At 26.8% G+C, this 16,161-nt stretch carries 13 protein-coding genes; 5 read left to right on the top strand and 8 right to left on the bottom strand.

The window, feature by feature from the left end:
* Positions 1 to 135 precede the first annotated feature (135 nt).
* The 4 genes from panB to CP965_RS12050 are packed head-to-tail and all read left to right on the top strand — an operon-like array spanning position 136 to position 4,383.
* Positions 136 to 945, top strand: coding sequence for a 3-methyl-2-oxobutanoate hydroxymethyltransferase (gene panB / locus CP965_RS12065; protein WP_129062363.1), 810 nt, complete (start codon positions 136 to 138; stop codon positions 943 to 945).
* Between the two features lie 2 nt (positions 946 to 947).
* Entirely contained in the window at positions 948 to 1,967 is a 1,020-nt protein-coding gene (ruvB, locus tag CP965_RS12060) for a Holliday junction branch migration DNA helicase RuvB (protein WP_129062362.1), read from the top strand.
* Positions 1,964 to 3,028: an AI-2E family transporter gene (locus CP965_RS12055; protein ID WP_129062361.1), complete on the top strand. Its 1,065-nt coding sequence runs from the start codon at positions 1,964 to 1,966 to the stop codon at positions 3,026 to 3,028. Before ruvB ends, CP965_RS12055 begins: the two co-directional genes overlap by 4 nt.
* A complete protein-coding gene (locus CP965_RS12050; RefSeq protein ID WP_129062360.1) occupies positions 3,025 to 4,383 on the top strand; it encodes an MFS transporter in 1,359 nt (452 codons plus the stop codon). Before CP965_RS12055 ends, CP965_RS12050 begins: the two co-directional genes overlap by 4 nt.
* 7 nt (positions 4,384 to 4,390) lie before the next feature.
* Here the strand turns inward: CP965_RS12050 and CP965_RS12045 are convergent, their stop codons facing one another.
* The 4 genes from CP965_RS12045 to CP965_RS12030 all read right to left on the bottom strand — a co-directional run bounded on the left by CP965_RS12045 (position 4,391) and on the right by CP965_RS12030 (position 9,927).
* Positions 4,391 to 5,038: a c-type cytochrome gene (locus CP965_RS12045; RefSeq protein ID WP_228712721.1), complete on the bottom strand. Its 648-nt coding sequence runs from the start codon at positions 5,036 to 5,038 to the stop codon at positions 4,391 to 4,393.
* 15 nt (positions 5,039 to 5,053) lie between these two features.
* A complete protein-coding gene (gene clpA / locus CP965_RS12040) occupies positions 5,054 to 7,300 on the bottom strand; it encodes an ATP-dependent Clp protease ATP-binding subunit ClpA (RefSeq protein ID WP_129062359.1) in 2,247 nt (748 codons plus the stop codon).
* Between the two features lies 1 nt (position 7,301).
* Complete coding sequence (gene clpS / locus CP965_RS12035; protein WP_129062358.1) at positions 7,302 to 7,601, bottom strand: ATP-dependent Clp protease adapter ClpS; 300 nt, start codon at positions 7,599 to 7,601, stop codon at positions 7,302 to 7,304.
* Between the two features lie 97 nt (positions 7,602 to 7,698).
* Entirely contained in the window at positions 7,699 to 9,927 is a 2,229-nt protein-coding gene (locus tag CP965_RS12030; RefSeq protein WP_129062357.1) for a putative bifunctional diguanylate cyclase/phosphodiesterase, read from the bottom strand.
* 104 nt (positions 9,928 to 10,031) lie between these two features.
* Between CP965_RS12030 and bioD the strand changes: the two genes are divergently transcribed.
* The gene (bioD, locus tag CP965_RS12025) at positions 10,032 to 10,643 is read left to right on the top strand and encodes a dethiobiotin synthase (RefSeq protein WP_129062356.1); all 612 of its coding nucleotides are present in this window, start codon (positions 10,032 to 10,034) and stop codon (positions 10,641 to 10,643) included.
* On the opposite strand, the gene CP965_RS12020 is transcribed toward bioD, so the two are convergent.
* The 4 genes from CP965_RS12020 to flhA are packed head-to-tail and all read right to left on the bottom strand — an operon-like array spanning position 10,640 to position 16,148.
* Positions 10,640 to 11,821, bottom strand: coding sequence for an MFS transporter (locus CP965_RS12020; RefSeq protein WP_129062355.1), 1,182 nt, complete (start codon positions 11,819 to 11,821; stop codon positions 10,640 to 10,642). The genes bioD and CP965_RS12020 overlap by 4 nt on opposite strands.
* A 21-nt stretch (positions 11,822 to 11,842) precedes the next feature.
* Positions 11,843 to 12,550, bottom strand: coding sequence for an efflux RND transporter periplasmic adaptor subunit (locus tag CP965_RS12015; protein WP_129062354.1), 708 nt, complete (start codon positions 12,548 to 12,550; stop codon positions 11,843 to 11,845).
* A gap of 8 nt (positions 12,551 to 12,558) precedes the next feature.
* Complete coding sequence (locus CP965_RS12010) at positions 12,559 to 14,031, bottom strand: BatD family protein (protein ID WP_129062353.1); 1,473 nt, start codon at positions 14,029 to 14,031, stop codon at positions 12,559 to 12,561.
* On the bottom strand, positions 14,031 to 16,148 hold the full coding sequence (gene flhA, locus CP965_RS12005; RefSeq protein ID WP_129062352.1) for a flagellar biosynthesis protein FlhA: 2,118 nt from the start codon (positions 16,146 to 16,148) through the stop codon (positions 14,031 to 14,033). The genes CP965_RS12010 and flhA overlap by 1 nt, the downstream gene beginning before the upstream one ends.
* Between the last annotated feature and the right edge of the window lie 13 nt (positions 16,149 to 16,161).

Here is a 16,161-nt window from a genome sequence, read left to right as displayed (position 1 = left end):
TATTTGAACTCATTTTAACAAAAATCATCTTGTATAAGTATGAGTGATTTTTATTTTTAAAAGAAGAACAATAAAAAGGATAGTTTTGATACAATAATTTTTATATATTATAAACTATATAAAATAGGAATTTCTATGAGTATTATAAAAAATGATTATGAAAAAATGAATATTACAAAAATAAAAAAAGCTAAAAACAATAAAAAGCTAACTGTTATTACTGCATATGATGCATTATTTGCAAAGCTCTTTGAAGAGATTGCAGATATTATTTTAGTTGGTGATAGTCTTAATATGAGTTTTGCAGGAGAAAATGATACTTTAAGTGCAACACTTGAGCAAATGATTTATCATACAAAAGCTGTTTGTAAAGGAGCTAAAAATTCATTTGTTGTAATGGATATGCCTTTTGGTACTTACAATAATGAAACCCAAGCCTTAAAGAATGCAGTAAAAATCTATCAAGAAACAAATGCTGCTGCTGTAAAAGTTGAAGGTGGAGAAAATAGAGCTCATATAGTTAAGCATTTAACTTTAAACTCAGTTGCAGTAATGGGTCACATTGGACTAATGCCCCAATATGTTAGAAGTGAAGGTGGCTATAAAGTAAGAGGGAAAACTAAAGAAGATGTTCAACAATTAATTTCTGATGCAAAAGCAATTGAAGAAGCAGGAGCTTTTTGTCTTGTAATAGAGGGTGTAATGAGTGAAGCTGCAAAAAAGATTACCGAAGCAATAAATATTCCAACAATTGGTATAGGGGCAGGTAGTGATACAGATGGTCAAGTTTTAGTTTGGTCTGATATGCTAGGTTTCTTTGAAGAATTTAAACCTAAATTTGTAAGACACTATTTAAATGGAGCAGAACTTATAAAAGAATCTGTAAATCAATATAGAAATGATGTTCAAAATAAAACATTTCCAGGAAAAGAAGAAGAGTATTAAAAGTGGAAAGAGTTGTTGAAGTAGAACAAGTATCATTTGAAGAAGACAATGCAGAAGTAAATCTTAGACCTTCTTCTTGGGATGATTATATTGGACAAGAAAAAATAAAGAAAAATTTAAAAGTATTTATAGAAGCTAGTAAAAAAAGAGCAGAAGCTTTAGACCATATTTTATTTTATGGCCCTCCAGGACTTGGGAAAACTACTTTATCTTACTTAATTTCTAATGAAATGAATTCAAATATAAAAGTTACAGCAGGTCCTATGATTGAGAAAAGTGGAGACTTAGCTGCAATTTTAACAAACCTTGATGAGGGAGATATCTTATTTATTGACGAGATTCATAGGCTAAGTCCTGCAGTAGAAGAGATACTTTATCCAGCTATGGAAGACTATAGGTTAGACATTATTATTGGTTCTGGACCAGCTGCACAAACAGTAAAAGTTGATTTACCAAGATTTACTCTTATTGGAGCAACAACAAGAGCGGGAATGCTTTCTAACCCTCTTAGAGAAAGATTTGGTATGCATTTTAGAATGCAATTTTATACTTTTGAAGAGCTAGCTAAAATTATTCAAAAAGCATCATTAAAACTAGATAAATATTGTGAAGATAATGCTGCTTTAGAAGTTTCAAAAAGAAGTAGAGGAACACCAAGGGTTGCATTAAGACTTTTAAGAAGAGTTAGAGACTTTGCTGAAGTTGAAAATGAAGATACAATTAAAATTGAAAGATGTAAATATGCTCTTGATGAGCTAGGTGTTAATGACTCAGGTTTCGATGAAATGGATATTAATTTATTAGAACTTCTAGTTTCAAATAAAGGTAAACCTATGGGACTTTCTACTATTGCTGCAGCATTAAGTGAAGATGAAGGAACAATCGAAGATGCAATTGAACCTTATTTATTAGCAAATGGATTTATTGAAAGAACAGCTAGAGGAAGAGTTGCAAGTGTAAAAACATATGAGTTGTTTAGATTATCTTATCCAGATAAAGATAGTGAAGGTACATTATTTTGAAACCTCAATATTTTGTAATAGCTTTAACAGTTGTAACATTATTCTTTATGTTACAATTATTTAGCCCTTTTTTAAAACCAATGATTGTGGCTTTACTATTAGCTGTTGCAACAAACTCTTTAAATATATATTTCAAAAGGCAAATTCCTAATCAATTTATTTCATCTTTATTAATGACGGTTTTATTAACTGCAATATTTTTTATTCCTGTTTTATATTGTATTTTCTCTTTTGCTACATTAATTAATAAAATTGATCAAAAAGCTTTATTAGAAATTTATAATACAATAGATCATTGGGTTACGAATATGCCAAATGATTTTCTATTTATAAAAGACCAATTAAATAAACTTCTTGAAAAAATAGATATAAAAGAGTTCATTCAAAACCTTATATCTATAGGAGCTTTTTTAGGTAAAAATTCTGCAAAGTTTATTATTGATATGATTATGATTTTAATATTTTATTTCTTTTTTAACTTTTATAGTACTAATTTATCTCACTATTTTAAAGAAGCATTACCACTAAAAAGAGAAGATTCAAATACTTTATTTTATGAATCTTCAAATGTTATGAGTGTAGTTCTTTATTCTATTTTAGCAACTGCAGTTCTTGAAGGTTTTCTTTTTGGAGTCTTTATTGGTTTTTTTGGATATGATGGTATTTTACTAGGGGTTCTTTATGGTTTTGCTTCTTTGGTTCCAGTTGTAGGTGGACTTATTATGTGGCTTCCTGTTGCAATTTATGAGATTTTTGCAGGAAGTACTACCAATGCTCTTGCGATAATAGCTTATTCTATTATTGTAATTTCAATAATTGCAGATACATTTATTAAACCTATCATTATAAAATATATAAATCAAAAAGTTGTAAAAACACCTAGTGAAGTAAATGAATTATTGATATTTTTTGCGATAGTTGCTGGGCTTTCAACTTTTGGTTTTTGGGGTATGATTATAGGTCCTGCAATGGTTACATTTTTTATTTCATTGCTACAATTATTAAACAAATTTACTAATGACTTTTACAGTATTGAAAAGAGTATTGATCAAAGAAAATGATAAAATCTCCTTTAAAAAACAAAACCTTTAAAAAGCTATTTACTGCGCAAGTTATATCTTTAATAGGAACAGGGATTACAAGTATTGCATTAGCTTTACTTGCTTGGGACTTAGCAAAAGAAAATGCAGGACTAGTTTTAGGTATTGCTTTTGCTTTAAAAATGCTAGCTTATGTATTCTTTTCCCCTATTATAACAACTATATCAAAAAAAATTCCAAGAAAAACCTGGTTAATATCTTTAGATTTATTAAGAGCTTTCACTATTATTTATTTTCCTTTTATTACTGAAATTTGGGAGATATACTTACTTTTATTTTTGATAAATTTATGTTCTGCAGGATTTACTCCTATTTTTCAAGCTACTATTTCCGATATTATTAAAAATGAAGAAAGTTATAAAAAGGCTCTTTCATATTCAAGGTTAGCATATGATTTAGAACAATTATTAAGTCCTACTTTAGCTGCTTTATTTTTAAGTTTTATTAGCTTTAATGAGTTATTTATTTTAAATGCAATTACCTTTCTTACTTCTGCTGTAATCATTTATTTTACATATGTCAAAAATAAACAAGAAGAGGTATCTTCTTTTTCTTTTATTGAAAAAGTCACTTTTGGGGTTTCCTCTTACTTAAAAACTCCTAGATTAAAAGCTCTATTTTTTCTTTATATAAGTGTCGCTTTAGCTAGTTCGATGATGATTACTAATACAGTCATTTATGTAACTGAATATTTAAATAAAGATAAAAATTTTACAGCAATTGCCATGGCATCAGCTGGACTTGGTTCAATGATTGTTGCTTTATTTCTTCCTAAATTACTAAATAAACTTGAAATAAGAAAAGTTATTTTTCTAGGTAGCTTTATTTTATCATTAGGTTTACTTTTTAGTTCTTTAAATCCAAACACTATTCTTTTTTTATTATTATGGTTTTTCTTAGGTGTAGGACTAAGTCTTATTCAAGTACCTGCTGGTTTTTTAGTTAGAATTTCTTGCAAAGAAGAAGATTCAACTAACTATTTTACAGCAAACTTTTCTTTATCACATTTATGTTGGATGATAGCTTATCCATTAAGTGGTTATATGGGTGTTACATATGGTCTTAGTACAACTTTTATTTTATTTTCATTTCTTTGTGTTAGTAGTACTATTATCGCTTATAAGATTTACCCAAATCCTGATAAACTAGAACTAAAACATACACATAAAGAGTTTTTCCATTACCATGAAAATGAAGAAAGTAAGCATCATGGAGAAGGAAAAACCATAAAAGAAGAAAATGGACATTGGCATAAAGAGTTCACCCATAAACATAAATTTGTTATTGATATGCACCATAGACAATGGCCAAATTAAACTATTTTTAAAAAGAAGCTATGTATTCAGATAGAGCATCAATTTCCTCATCATTTAAAGATGTCATTTGTGCAATCATCACACCTTTCATTGCTGCACCATAGGTTCCGTTCTTATAACCAATTAAAGCATCTTTAATTTTTTGTTTATCCCAGCCTTTTATAACTTGAGACTTTCCTAATGCTTGTAATTGACCATTTTGACCATGACAACCTGCACATTTTATATATAAAGACTTTGGGTCTATTGAACTTGTATTTTGTTTTTTTGTCTCAACAATCTTTTCAATACTACTTTCAATATTTTCTTTTGTCTCTTTTGTTTTTTTCACTATTTCTTCAGTCAATTCTTTTGCTACAATTTGAGCTTTTTGCTCAACATCTTTTACTGCAGCACTTCCTTTTTCTGCAAGTACTTTAGATTCTTCAGAAACTTTTCCAGCTACATCTTTACTTGCTTCTTTAACAGCTTGAGTAATTTTTGAAGTTGAGTCTTTAACTTGTTCAATCAATCCCGTTTCAGATTCTTTTGTATTTTCAACTTTTGAAACAATCTCCTGCTTATTTTCTTGAACAGATTTAGACTCATCTTGTTCTGAGTTCATACAGCCTGTAAATACTAAAACTGTAATTATAGAACCTAATACTATTTTCATAATCTCCACCCTCTTTTAAATTTTATTTTTTTTAGAATTATTTGTACTTGCTAATGGTTTATAAGAAAAAGTAAATTCTTCTTTCTCATAATCAATCTTAACTTCCCCACCTTTTTTTAATCTTCCAAATAAGATTTCATCTGTAAGTACATTTTTAATTTTTTCAGAAATAACTCTAGTAAGTGGTCTTGCACCCATAGACTTATCATATCCAAGTTTAGCAAGTTGTTTTTTTGCTTTTATAGTAATTGAAATTTTAATTTTTTTATCTTCTAATTGTTTTTCTAAATCTTGAATAAATTTTCCTGCAACTTTAGATACTATTTCTTCACTTAATGCTTCAAAACTTACTACTGCATCTAGTCTATTTCTAAACTCAGGAGCAAAGAATTTATTGATTGCCTTATTTTCATTTAATGAAGTATCTTTTGCAAACCCCATAACACTGGCTTCTGTTGCACCTAAATTTGAAGTCATTATTAAAATAATATTTTGAAAATCTGCTTTATTTCCACTATTATCAGTTAATTGAGCATTATCCATAACTTGAAGCAGTATTGACATTAAATCAGGATGGGCTTTTTCAATTTCGTCAAGTAATAAGACACTATGAGGATGTTTTCTAACTGCTTCTGTTAATAATCCTCCATTCTCAAAACCTACATATCCTGCTGGTGCCCCAATTAATCTTGAAATAGTATGGGCTTCCATATATTCACTCATGTCAAATCTTTCAAAATGAATCCCCAATTGAGAAGATAATTCTCTTGCAACTTCCGTTTTCCCTACTCCTGTTGGTCCTGTAAATAAGAAACTACCTATTGGTTTTTTATCCAGTCCTAAACCTGCTTTGTTTCGTTTAATTGATTGAACTATTGTAGATATTGCATTATCTTGACCAAAAACTCTTTTTTGCATATTTTTTTCTAAACTTCTTAATAGCGTAACATCTGACTTAGAAGTTGATTTAGATGGAATATGTGCCATTCTAGCAATTGTATCCTCTACATCTTTTTGAGTAATTCTTATATTTTTTTTGTTTAAAGTTGTATACTCAATTTTTTTACTAGCACCAACTTCATCAATAACATCAATTGCACTATCTGGTAAGAATCTATCTGTAATATATTTTTTACTTAACTCTACTGCTGTTTCAATAGAATTTTTATTATATGATACTCCATGAAACTCTTCATATTTAGATTTTAAACCTTCTAGTATGGTTACAGCATCATCTGTAGTTGGTTCATCTATATCTACTTTAGCAAATCTTCTACTTAATGCTTTGTCTTTTGAAAAATCATTTCTAAACTCTGTAAAAGTTGTAGCACCAATACATTTTAATTTACCGTTTGAAAGCATAGGTTTCAAAATATTTGAAGCATCCATTGCTCCCCCACCTACACTTCCTGCTCCAACAATTGTATGAATTTCATCAATAAATAAAATTGAATTTGGTACTTTTACAATCTCTTTTAAAAGACCTTTTAATTTTTTCTCAAAATCTCCTCTGTATTTTGTTCCTGCAAGCATAGAACCCATATCAAGAGAGTATATTTTTGAATTTTCTAGAAAAGAAGGTACTCTTTTATTAGCAATTTCTAAAGCTAAGCCTTCTGCAATTGCCGTCTTCCCTACTCCAGGTTCTCCAACTAAAATAGGATTATTTTTCTTTCTTCTACTTAAAATCTGAATTACTCTATTTATTTCTGTAGTTCTTCCTATTACAGGGTCAATTTCACCTTTTTTTGCCAAAGCTACCAATTCTGTTGAATTTTTTTCTAAAACTTTATTTTCTTCACTATCATCTCTTATTTCTTCAATATCTTCTATTTCATTATCTTTATGAGAGATTTCTTCTAATATATCTACTCTTTCAACTCCTGCTGTTTTTAAAAGATATGTTGCATAAGATTTTTCATTTCTTAAAATTGCAACAAACATATCTTCAACACTAGCATTTGCTCTTCCACTTGTTTGGGTATGGGCAACCATATTTTCTATAGTAGAAGTTAAAGTTAAAGTTTCAATAGGTTCATCTTCTATATTTTCAGGAAATACTGGTGTATTTTCTTCAATATATTTTTTTACTTCATTGAAAATTTTATTTTGTTCTAAACCTAAATCTAAAAAAAGGTTTTCTATAACCTCATCATGTAAAAGCATTAAAAAAACATGTTCTGTAGTTAAATACTCATGTCTACTTTTTTTAGCATAATTTACAGCTTGTGCAAAAATATTTCTTAATTCTTTACTAATCATTTTATTCTTCTTCCATAATTGCTTTTAAAGGGAAACCCTTTTCTCGTGCAAGTGTTTTAACTTGAGCAACTTTAGTTGAAGCAATTTCATGAGTATAGATACCACAAACATCTCTTCCATTATTATGAATATTAAGCATAATTTGTGTTGCTTCATCTATAGTTTTTCTAAAAATTTTAGTTAATATCTCTATTACAAAATCCATTGTTGAGAAATCATCATTTAATAAAATCACTTTATATTTTTTAGGTTCTGAAACTTCTAAACTATTATCTAATTCAATTTCCAATTCATTTGCCACAAACACAGCCTTTATAATTTTATTTATTTATTATATTATAACAAAAAAGCCATTATCTTAGTAAAACAATTATTCAAAGATTTTTTTTAAAGATTTTTTAATGTCTTGTTTTTATATAAGAAATCAATTCTTCTTTACTCAATGGCTTACTAAAGTAATATCCTTGATAAATATCACATCCAAAACTTTGAAGTAAATCTAACTCTTTTTGTTCCTCAAGCCCTTCTGCCACTACTTTTAAATTAATATCTTTCCCTATATTAATAATAGATTTTACTAACTTCATATTCTCTTCATTTAAAAACATATTATGAATAAAAGATTTATCAATTTTTAATTCACTAATAGGTAATTTACTTAAGATACTTAAAGAAGAATAACCTGTTCCAAAATCATCTAAAGAGATACTTATATGGTATGATTTAATTGTATTTAAAAATAAAATTATTCTCTTTACATCACCCACAAATATATTTTCAGTTATTTCTATTATAAATTTATCATTAGGGAAATTGCTATTAAGTATTATTTTTTTAAATCTATTCATTTCTTTTATTGACGATAATTGTCGAGGAGAAACATTCACTGATAATTCAAATTTACTATTTGTTTCCCTCCATACATCCAAAATATCTTTTTGAGATTCTTTAATTACAAACTCTCCAATATCATTAATAATACTACTTTTTTCAGCCACTTTTATAAACTTCTCTGGTGATATAAAACCTAATTTTTCACTATTCCATCTAAGTAAAGCTTCTACTCCAACAATTTTTTTTGTTTTTGCATTTATTTTAGGCTGATACATTAAAAATAGTTCATTTTTATTAATTGCATGTCTTAAATGAGTTTCTATTTGAACTATCTCTTTTCTATTTCCATAAATAGCTCTTGAAAACATTACATAAGAGTTTCTATCTTCTTTTGCTCTATGTAATGCCATATCAGCTTGATTAAGCAACCCTGAACTTGTTATTTTACTATCACTTGTATATTTTGAAATACCTATACATGCACCAGTAAAGACTTCAATATTATCTACTTTTATTGTTTTAGTAAAAATATCTAGAATCTTCTTTGCAATCATGCGTGCAGTTTCATCATTTCTTTCATTCACTAAAATTATAAATTCATCTCCTGCATTCCTTGAGATAAAATCTCTTCTAAAAAGTTTTTCTTTTAATTTTTTTGCAACTTCTTTTAAAAGTTTATCTCCTATTAAATGTCCATAAGTGTCATTTATATATTTAAAATTATCTAAGTCTAGAAAAAATATAAAGAAATTTTCTTTTTTTTCTATTCTCGACCTTATCTCTTCATTTAATGAATACCTATTGTATGTTCCTGTTAAAATGTCATGCTTTGCAATAAAATCTAATTGATTTCTTGTTCTAGTTTGAATTTTAATACTATAATTAAATAAAAAATAAAGTACTAAAAGTAATGAAAACAATAATGTCATTGAAATAAGTAGTTTTTTATTAAAGTCTTTAGTCATTTCTTCATAAGGAATTGAGACTAAAGAATACAATTTATATTCTGGAATATAAATTATAGAAAGCATTGATTTTTTACCTTCTATATTTGTTGTAATAACTTTAGAAGAATACTGTTTTATTTTATTTATTTCTTTAAAGAAAAAAGAATCAACTTCTTTATAATAAACTTCTTCAAGTTTTTCTTTTACTGGGTTTTTAAATTGTAAATAACCATCTTCTCTAATTAATTGTAAAGTTATATTTTCAGGTAATTCTTTAATATTTAAAACTGTATCACCACCATTTATTTCTATTCCTGCTGTCATTACAGCTACTTTTTCTTCTAGTTGCACTCCTATTCTTATAGGAATTACCCATTTATTCATTTTTTTAAAGAAGTAAGTTCTTCCTAAAAGCATTTTTTTACTATCTCTTGCTTTTTCAAAACTTCTTCTACTATATTTATTAGTAAGTAGGTTAGGAAGAGCTTTATTGTTTTCCATATTTGAAACTAGTACTAAATCTCCATTATATTTTGATAAACCAAAAGCAACTAATCCTTTATTCACTTTTTTCATATCATCTATAAGTTTTCTACCATTTTCTGGTTTATTAAGTGTATCTAACTCTAATAAGTTTTCTCCTAGTATTTTTAAGATAGATTCTTGGCTTCTAAAAGAAGAAATACTATTTTGAACACTTATTTTATTAAAGTTTATTATGTTTTGTGCATATTGATTTTTATTAATAAGCCATTCATAGTAAAATATTAAAAGTGCAGATATTACAATTAAAAAACTAATTACTGCATATATGAACCAGAAGTTGACTTCTTTTAGTTTAGACATAGAATTCCTAAATAAATATTAAGTTAATGAGATTAAAAAATATACAATATATAGTTTTTAATCTTACTTAGATAAAATTCAAAAAAAATTATTAAAGGTAAATAATGTCTCAAAAATCTATTTTTGTTACAGCAACAAATACAGATGTTGGAAAAACTTATGCCTGTGAACAGTTTTTAAAGTACTATTCTAAAAAAGGATTAAAGGTTGGTTACTTCAAACCTATTGAAACAGGTGTAAAAGAAAAACCTATTGATGGTTCAAAAATGTTAAAACTTGTAAAAGAACTTAATCCTTCTTTTGAAGTTACAATAAATGATATTGTTCCTTATCAATTTGAACTTCCTGCAGCTCCTTTTGTTGCGAAAAGAAGCTCAAATATTGATTTAAACTTTTTACTAGAAAAAAAAGAAGAACTCGAAAAATTATGTGATATTTTAATTATTGAAGGGGCAGGAGGTCTTTTTGTTCCTATAGAAAAAGATTTCTTTATTATTGACTTAATTAAGTTTTTTAATATAGAGGCAAAATTAATTACTTCTTCTAAACTAGGATCTATTAATGATACTTTATTATCAATTGAAGCTCTAAAAAATAAAAAAATAGACTTTGAGTGGTATATAAACTTATTTATTGATAAAGATAGTTTTAATGAAGTAACTCTTCCTTTTTATAAAGAGTACTTCAAAAAAATAAAATATTTACATGAGCTTTAAATATAAGCTTTAATTTTCTTGTAATATAAAGCAACTACAAAAAAAGCAAACCCTAAAATGGCTGTAATTAATTCTAAAGATATTAATTCAGCCATTACACCTATAAATATTGTTGTTAAAACATTTGTTAACATAAAAATCATATCATTATAAGAAATCACTCTTCCTAAATACTTTTTCTCTGTTTTCTCTTGCAATAAAGCATATGTGTAAGACCAAATTGTTGTTGTTGTAAAACCTACAAAAAATACTGCTATTAAAGATAAATAAAAATTCCATTGAACTAAGGCCCAAAAAATTATAGCACTTCCTTGAAAAATAAATATGTAAAAAAGCATATCTTTATTCACTCTATTCGTAATAAAAAAAGGACCTACCATCAAAGCAATTGCTCTTACTGCATTTGTTAAACCAATAGCAAGAGGCACTGAAATTACATATTTATACTCATTTTTAGCTAATAAAGTTACTAAGGTATCATAAACAGTTAAGCCCACAGAAGAGTGTAAAAGAATTAACTGCATAACCACTTTATTTTTTCTTAGATATAAAAAACCATCTTTTATTAAAGAGCTTATTTTCTCTTTTATATGAATTGTTTCAATTTTAAAATTAATATTAATCAATAAAATGATAGCTGCTAAAATAATAAAAGCATCTATTATTATAGCAGTTTGAACACCAAGAATATTTACAATTATACCACTAACTGCCATTCCTGCAGCAAAAGTAAATGACCAAATAATAGAATGAATTTCATTTGCTTTTTGTAAAGCAACTCCAGATATAAGTTTAGGAAGAAGAGACATCTCTGTAGAAAAAAACATTGAGGCACTAGCCATTCTTATAAAAATAAAAAGCATTAAAAGCCAAATTTCATCTTTACCATCAATTGTTAAAAATAATAAAGTCATTAATAACTCAATTGATAAAAGTGTAACCATTAAAGGTTTTAGTTTAAACCTATCAATAATAGCTCCTGAAAGTGGAGCAATTATAATTGCAGGCAGAAAATGCATTGCAGTAACTAAAGAAATAGCAAAAGCAGAAGAGCCAAACTGTACAAGCAAAGTATAAATAGCAACATTAGAAAACCATGCAGCAAAGTAAGCTACAAGCTGTAGAATAGACAATTGTCTAACTACAGGATAATTAATTAATAATTCTTTATATTTCAATTTCTATCTTGGTTTTATAGATTATTTAAATTCGATTTTAATTAATCGAGAAAATATTTCTGGATTAGGAATTAGTATTTCAACTTTATAAGAAGAAATATGTGTAGAGTCTGCAACTTCATATATTTTACTTGGTTTTAAATCACTTTTTTTATCATTCAAATAAATTGTTTTATTTTTAATATTTTCTATCTCACTAATTGGAACAAAAATTTCTAATTTTCCTTTTGTCAAGTCTTTTGCTTCATAAAGTAAAGTTCCAGGAGTAACATAGTCTCCTTCTTTAACTGCAATATTATAAATATATCTATTTTTTTCTACTAACTTTTTATTCTTTAAACTATCTTCTAAATTTGCAATTTTTACTTCTATATCTGCTTTTGTAACTTGATAATTTATTGCTTTCAATTTTTGAGCATCTTTTTCAAAACCTGACTTAGAAGATACTTTTAACATTCTTTCATAGTTTGCTTTTTCAATCTCTAGCATTTCACTTATAGCTTCTAATTTTATTTTTGATTGCTTTAAATCAATTTTATCAACAAAAGAATCTATTTCAATAATTTTTGAATTATTAGCTTTTTTACCTTCAATATTATCATTTGTATAAATTACTTTTCCACTAACTGAAGCTTTAATTGTATAGCTTTCAATTGGATTAAGTTTTGCATAATATTCATTTGCAAATAAACCATTTATTACAAATAATAAAACAAATATATATTTCATCTTTAGCCTTATATGTCTAATTTCTTAATTAATTTTTCTATTTCTTTTTTTAATTTCTTAAAATCAGCAGTATTTTCACACTTGAAAATCAACTTATCTAACTCTTCACTATATTTTAAATAAGGAAGTAATATTTTTAGTAAATCTTCTTTTTTATTGACTTTTTTAACTTTTTTTAAAAGAGTTGTTTCTTTCTTATCTTTTTTATTTTTTAGAACCTTAACGTAAAAAAATAAACCAATAATTAATAATGTAAATGCTATGCCTAGAAGAAAAAATATTATTTTATTTATTAGAGAATTTTGTTCTTTATAAACTATTTTCTTATCTTGTTTTTCTATTTCTTTTGCTTTTTCAAGTTTTGGTTCATTTTTTACTTCATTTTCTACTACTTCAATAATAAATTCAGAAGTACTTTTTGTTATAACTTTATTTTTGTCTTTATCAAAATAGTTTAATTCAATACTAGGAACTGTAATAGTAGTATTTGGAATAATTGAAAAAACTTTTTCGTATTTTCCTAATAATTTATTTCCTTTATACTCTTTTGTAATTTTTGCCTTATTTTCATAAATAGTTGCATTATCAATATTTAAAGAAATATCTTTTATATCATCAATATTCCCAACTGCATTAACTTCTATTTTCAAAGAAACTGCTTGACCTTTTTGTACTTTACTTTTGTCAAGTTCTGCATTAATATCAAAACTTCCTATTAAGCTTGTATTTTCAGGTAACTTTTTTACATTAAAATTTAAAGGGTTTGAATATATTTTTTTTTCAATTGGTGCAGAGAAAATAGAAAAACCTCCAAAAGCTGAATCACGTTTTGCTATTTGAACAACTACATTCAAAGGATTAATTTCTAAATTCCCACTTTTTTGGGCAAAAAGAAGATAATCTAACTCTTGAACGATAAAGTTATTTTCCTCATATCTAGTATTATTAGTATCTAATCTTTCATACCAAAAGTTTTCAAAATGTGGCTTTTGTAAATCTAAATTTGTAATTTGCAAATTCTTTTTATATTTAAAAACTAATTTTAAAGGTATTTCTTCTCCAACATAAATATCTTTTTTTGGGGATATTAACTTTAAAGAAAAATCATTTGAAATTGTTTGTGTTGCTTTCTTTTCCTTAATCTCTTTTTTCTGAGATTGAAATTTTGAACCATCTATTTCAAATTGAAAACTAGGTATTGCAAAATTACTTTCTGGAACAATTTGATATTTTTTACTTATTTTTTCACTATAACTTCCATTTATTATTTGTAAAGACCTTGAGGTTCCTAAATCTTGCACTAAATAATTATCGATTTTTTCAATTTTTGGAAATTGAATTGAACTTCCTTTTGCCTCAAACTCAAAAATAAAAGGTTCCCCTTTTATGAAATAGTTTGAAGATTTAAGAGTTACAGAACTATAAAGAGATAAAGTAAAAAAAACAAAAAATATGCTTAATATCTTAACTATTTTTTCCATTAAAATTCCAATGTACCTTCTATTGAGAAGTTTGCTTTTGAATCAAGTTCAGCATGGGATAAAACTGCAACCTGTAAACCAAACTTTTCATAAATTTCAGATATTCTTTTTCTAAGCATTGGATCAACTACCATTGCAACTTTTGAAAAACCTTTTGCTTCTACTAATTCTAAAATCTCTTTTGTTTTTGTTACTAAATTATTTATTTCTGCAATAGATAGCATTAACTGAGATACTCCATGTTGTTCTTGTAGTTTTCCAATAAATTGTTGTTCTATTTCAGGCTTAATTGTAATAAGGTGTAAAACTCCATCATCATCTTTAAAACGATTTGTAATTAATCTATACAACTTACTTCTTACATGTTCTAATAAAACATCAGGAGCTTTTGTAAACTCTGCAATATCTGCAACAGCCTCAATAATTGTCAACATATCAACAATTGGTATTTTTTCATGTAATAGATCTTTACAAACTTTCAATAATGATCCATAAGAAGTCACTTTCATTGCCTCTTCTATAACAATAGGGAAATCTTTTTTAAGTCTTTCAATAATATCAACTAAATCTTGTCTCGTAATAATATCTTCTGCATGCTTTTTAATAATCTCTGAAATATGAGTTGAAATTATAGTTGGGGCATCAACAACAGTATAACCATTCATTAAAGCATCATCTTTTTGTTCTTCATCTACCCATGTTGCATCTAAACCAAAAACAGGCTCTTTTACATGAATACCTTTTAATTTTTTTGAAGTTCCACCCATTGCTAATAGTTTATTTGCTTCAACTCTACCTCTTACTAAAGGTATTCTTTTTAAATATAACTCATATTCATTTGGAGGTAAATTAGCATCATCAGAAATTCTTATTTGAGGAATTACAAAACCTAATTCTGAAGCAATTGTTTTTCTAATAGCTTTTATTTTATCAAGAAGTTCTGAATTTCCTTGAACTAATTGAAGAAGTCTTATTCCAAGTTTTAATTCAAGAACATCCATCTTCATGATATTCTCCATAACTTGATTTTCATCTGGAACAGATTCTTTCTTTCTCTTTTCTTTAAGTTCATCAACATCTTGTGTTTTAGCACTTGCTTTTGTTCTTTTCTCTTGAGGATTAAATAATCTTGTAAGTGTATTATCTTTATTTTCTTCAATCATATAAATTATATATCCTGTTAAAAATAAAAGTATTCCCATTACCATTAAAATACCTGTAGGGAAACCTGGAATAAACCCAAACAATACAAGACCAATTCCTACAAGAACTAATGCTTTTGAGTCTTTTACAAGTTGAGAAATAGATTGGCTTGCAAATCTGTCCTCATCCATATTTGAACGAGTAATAATTACAGCAGTGGCAGTTGAAAGAATAAGTGCTGGTAGCTGTGCAACAAGACCGTCTCCAATAGTTAAAATAGTATAAATTTCGCCACTTTGAGCAACAGTCATATCATGCTGGAATAAACCTATTAAAAGTCCTCCTATTAAGTTAACTAAAGTAATTATAATACCAGCAACGGCATCACCTTTAACAAACTTAGAAGAACCATCCATCGCCCCATAAAAACTTGCTTCAGTAATTAAAGATTTTCTTCTTTTTTGAGCTTCAATATCATCAATAAAACCTGCATTTAAGTCTGCATCAATTGCCATTTGTTTACCTGGCATTGAGTCTAAGGTAAATCTAGCCGTAACCTCTGCAACCCTTGTTGCACCTTTTGTTACAACCATAAAGTTAATAAGCACTAATATGATAAATACAATAACACCTATTACCATATTACCACCTACAACAAACTCTCCAAAGGCTGAAATTATAGAACTTACAGAATCAGGGCCATTATGTCCTTCACTTAAAATAGACCGAGTTGTTGCAATATTTAAAGAAAGCCTAAAGAGTGCTAATATCAGAATAATTGTGGGAAAAGTAGTAAGGTCAGCTGGTTTTTGTATATATAATGATATTAATAAAATTAATAAAGACAAAGATAAAGATATTATTAGAAAAAAATCTAATAGTCCCTTTGGTAAAGGAACTATTATAATCATAAGTATAGCAACAAAAAGTGCTACAACAAATAAATCTTTTGAAAAATACTTTCTTAGGTTCATTTACTACTTTAGC

It is taken from the genome of Halarcobacter mediterraneus (assembly GCF_004116625.1).
Taxonomy (GTDB): Bacteria; Campylobacterota; Campylobacteria; order Campylobacterales; family Arcobacteraceae; genus Halarcobacter; species Halarcobacter mediterraneus.
Note: the sequence above shows the minus strand (reverse complement) of the source record. Positions and strands in the feature narration are given on the sequence as shown.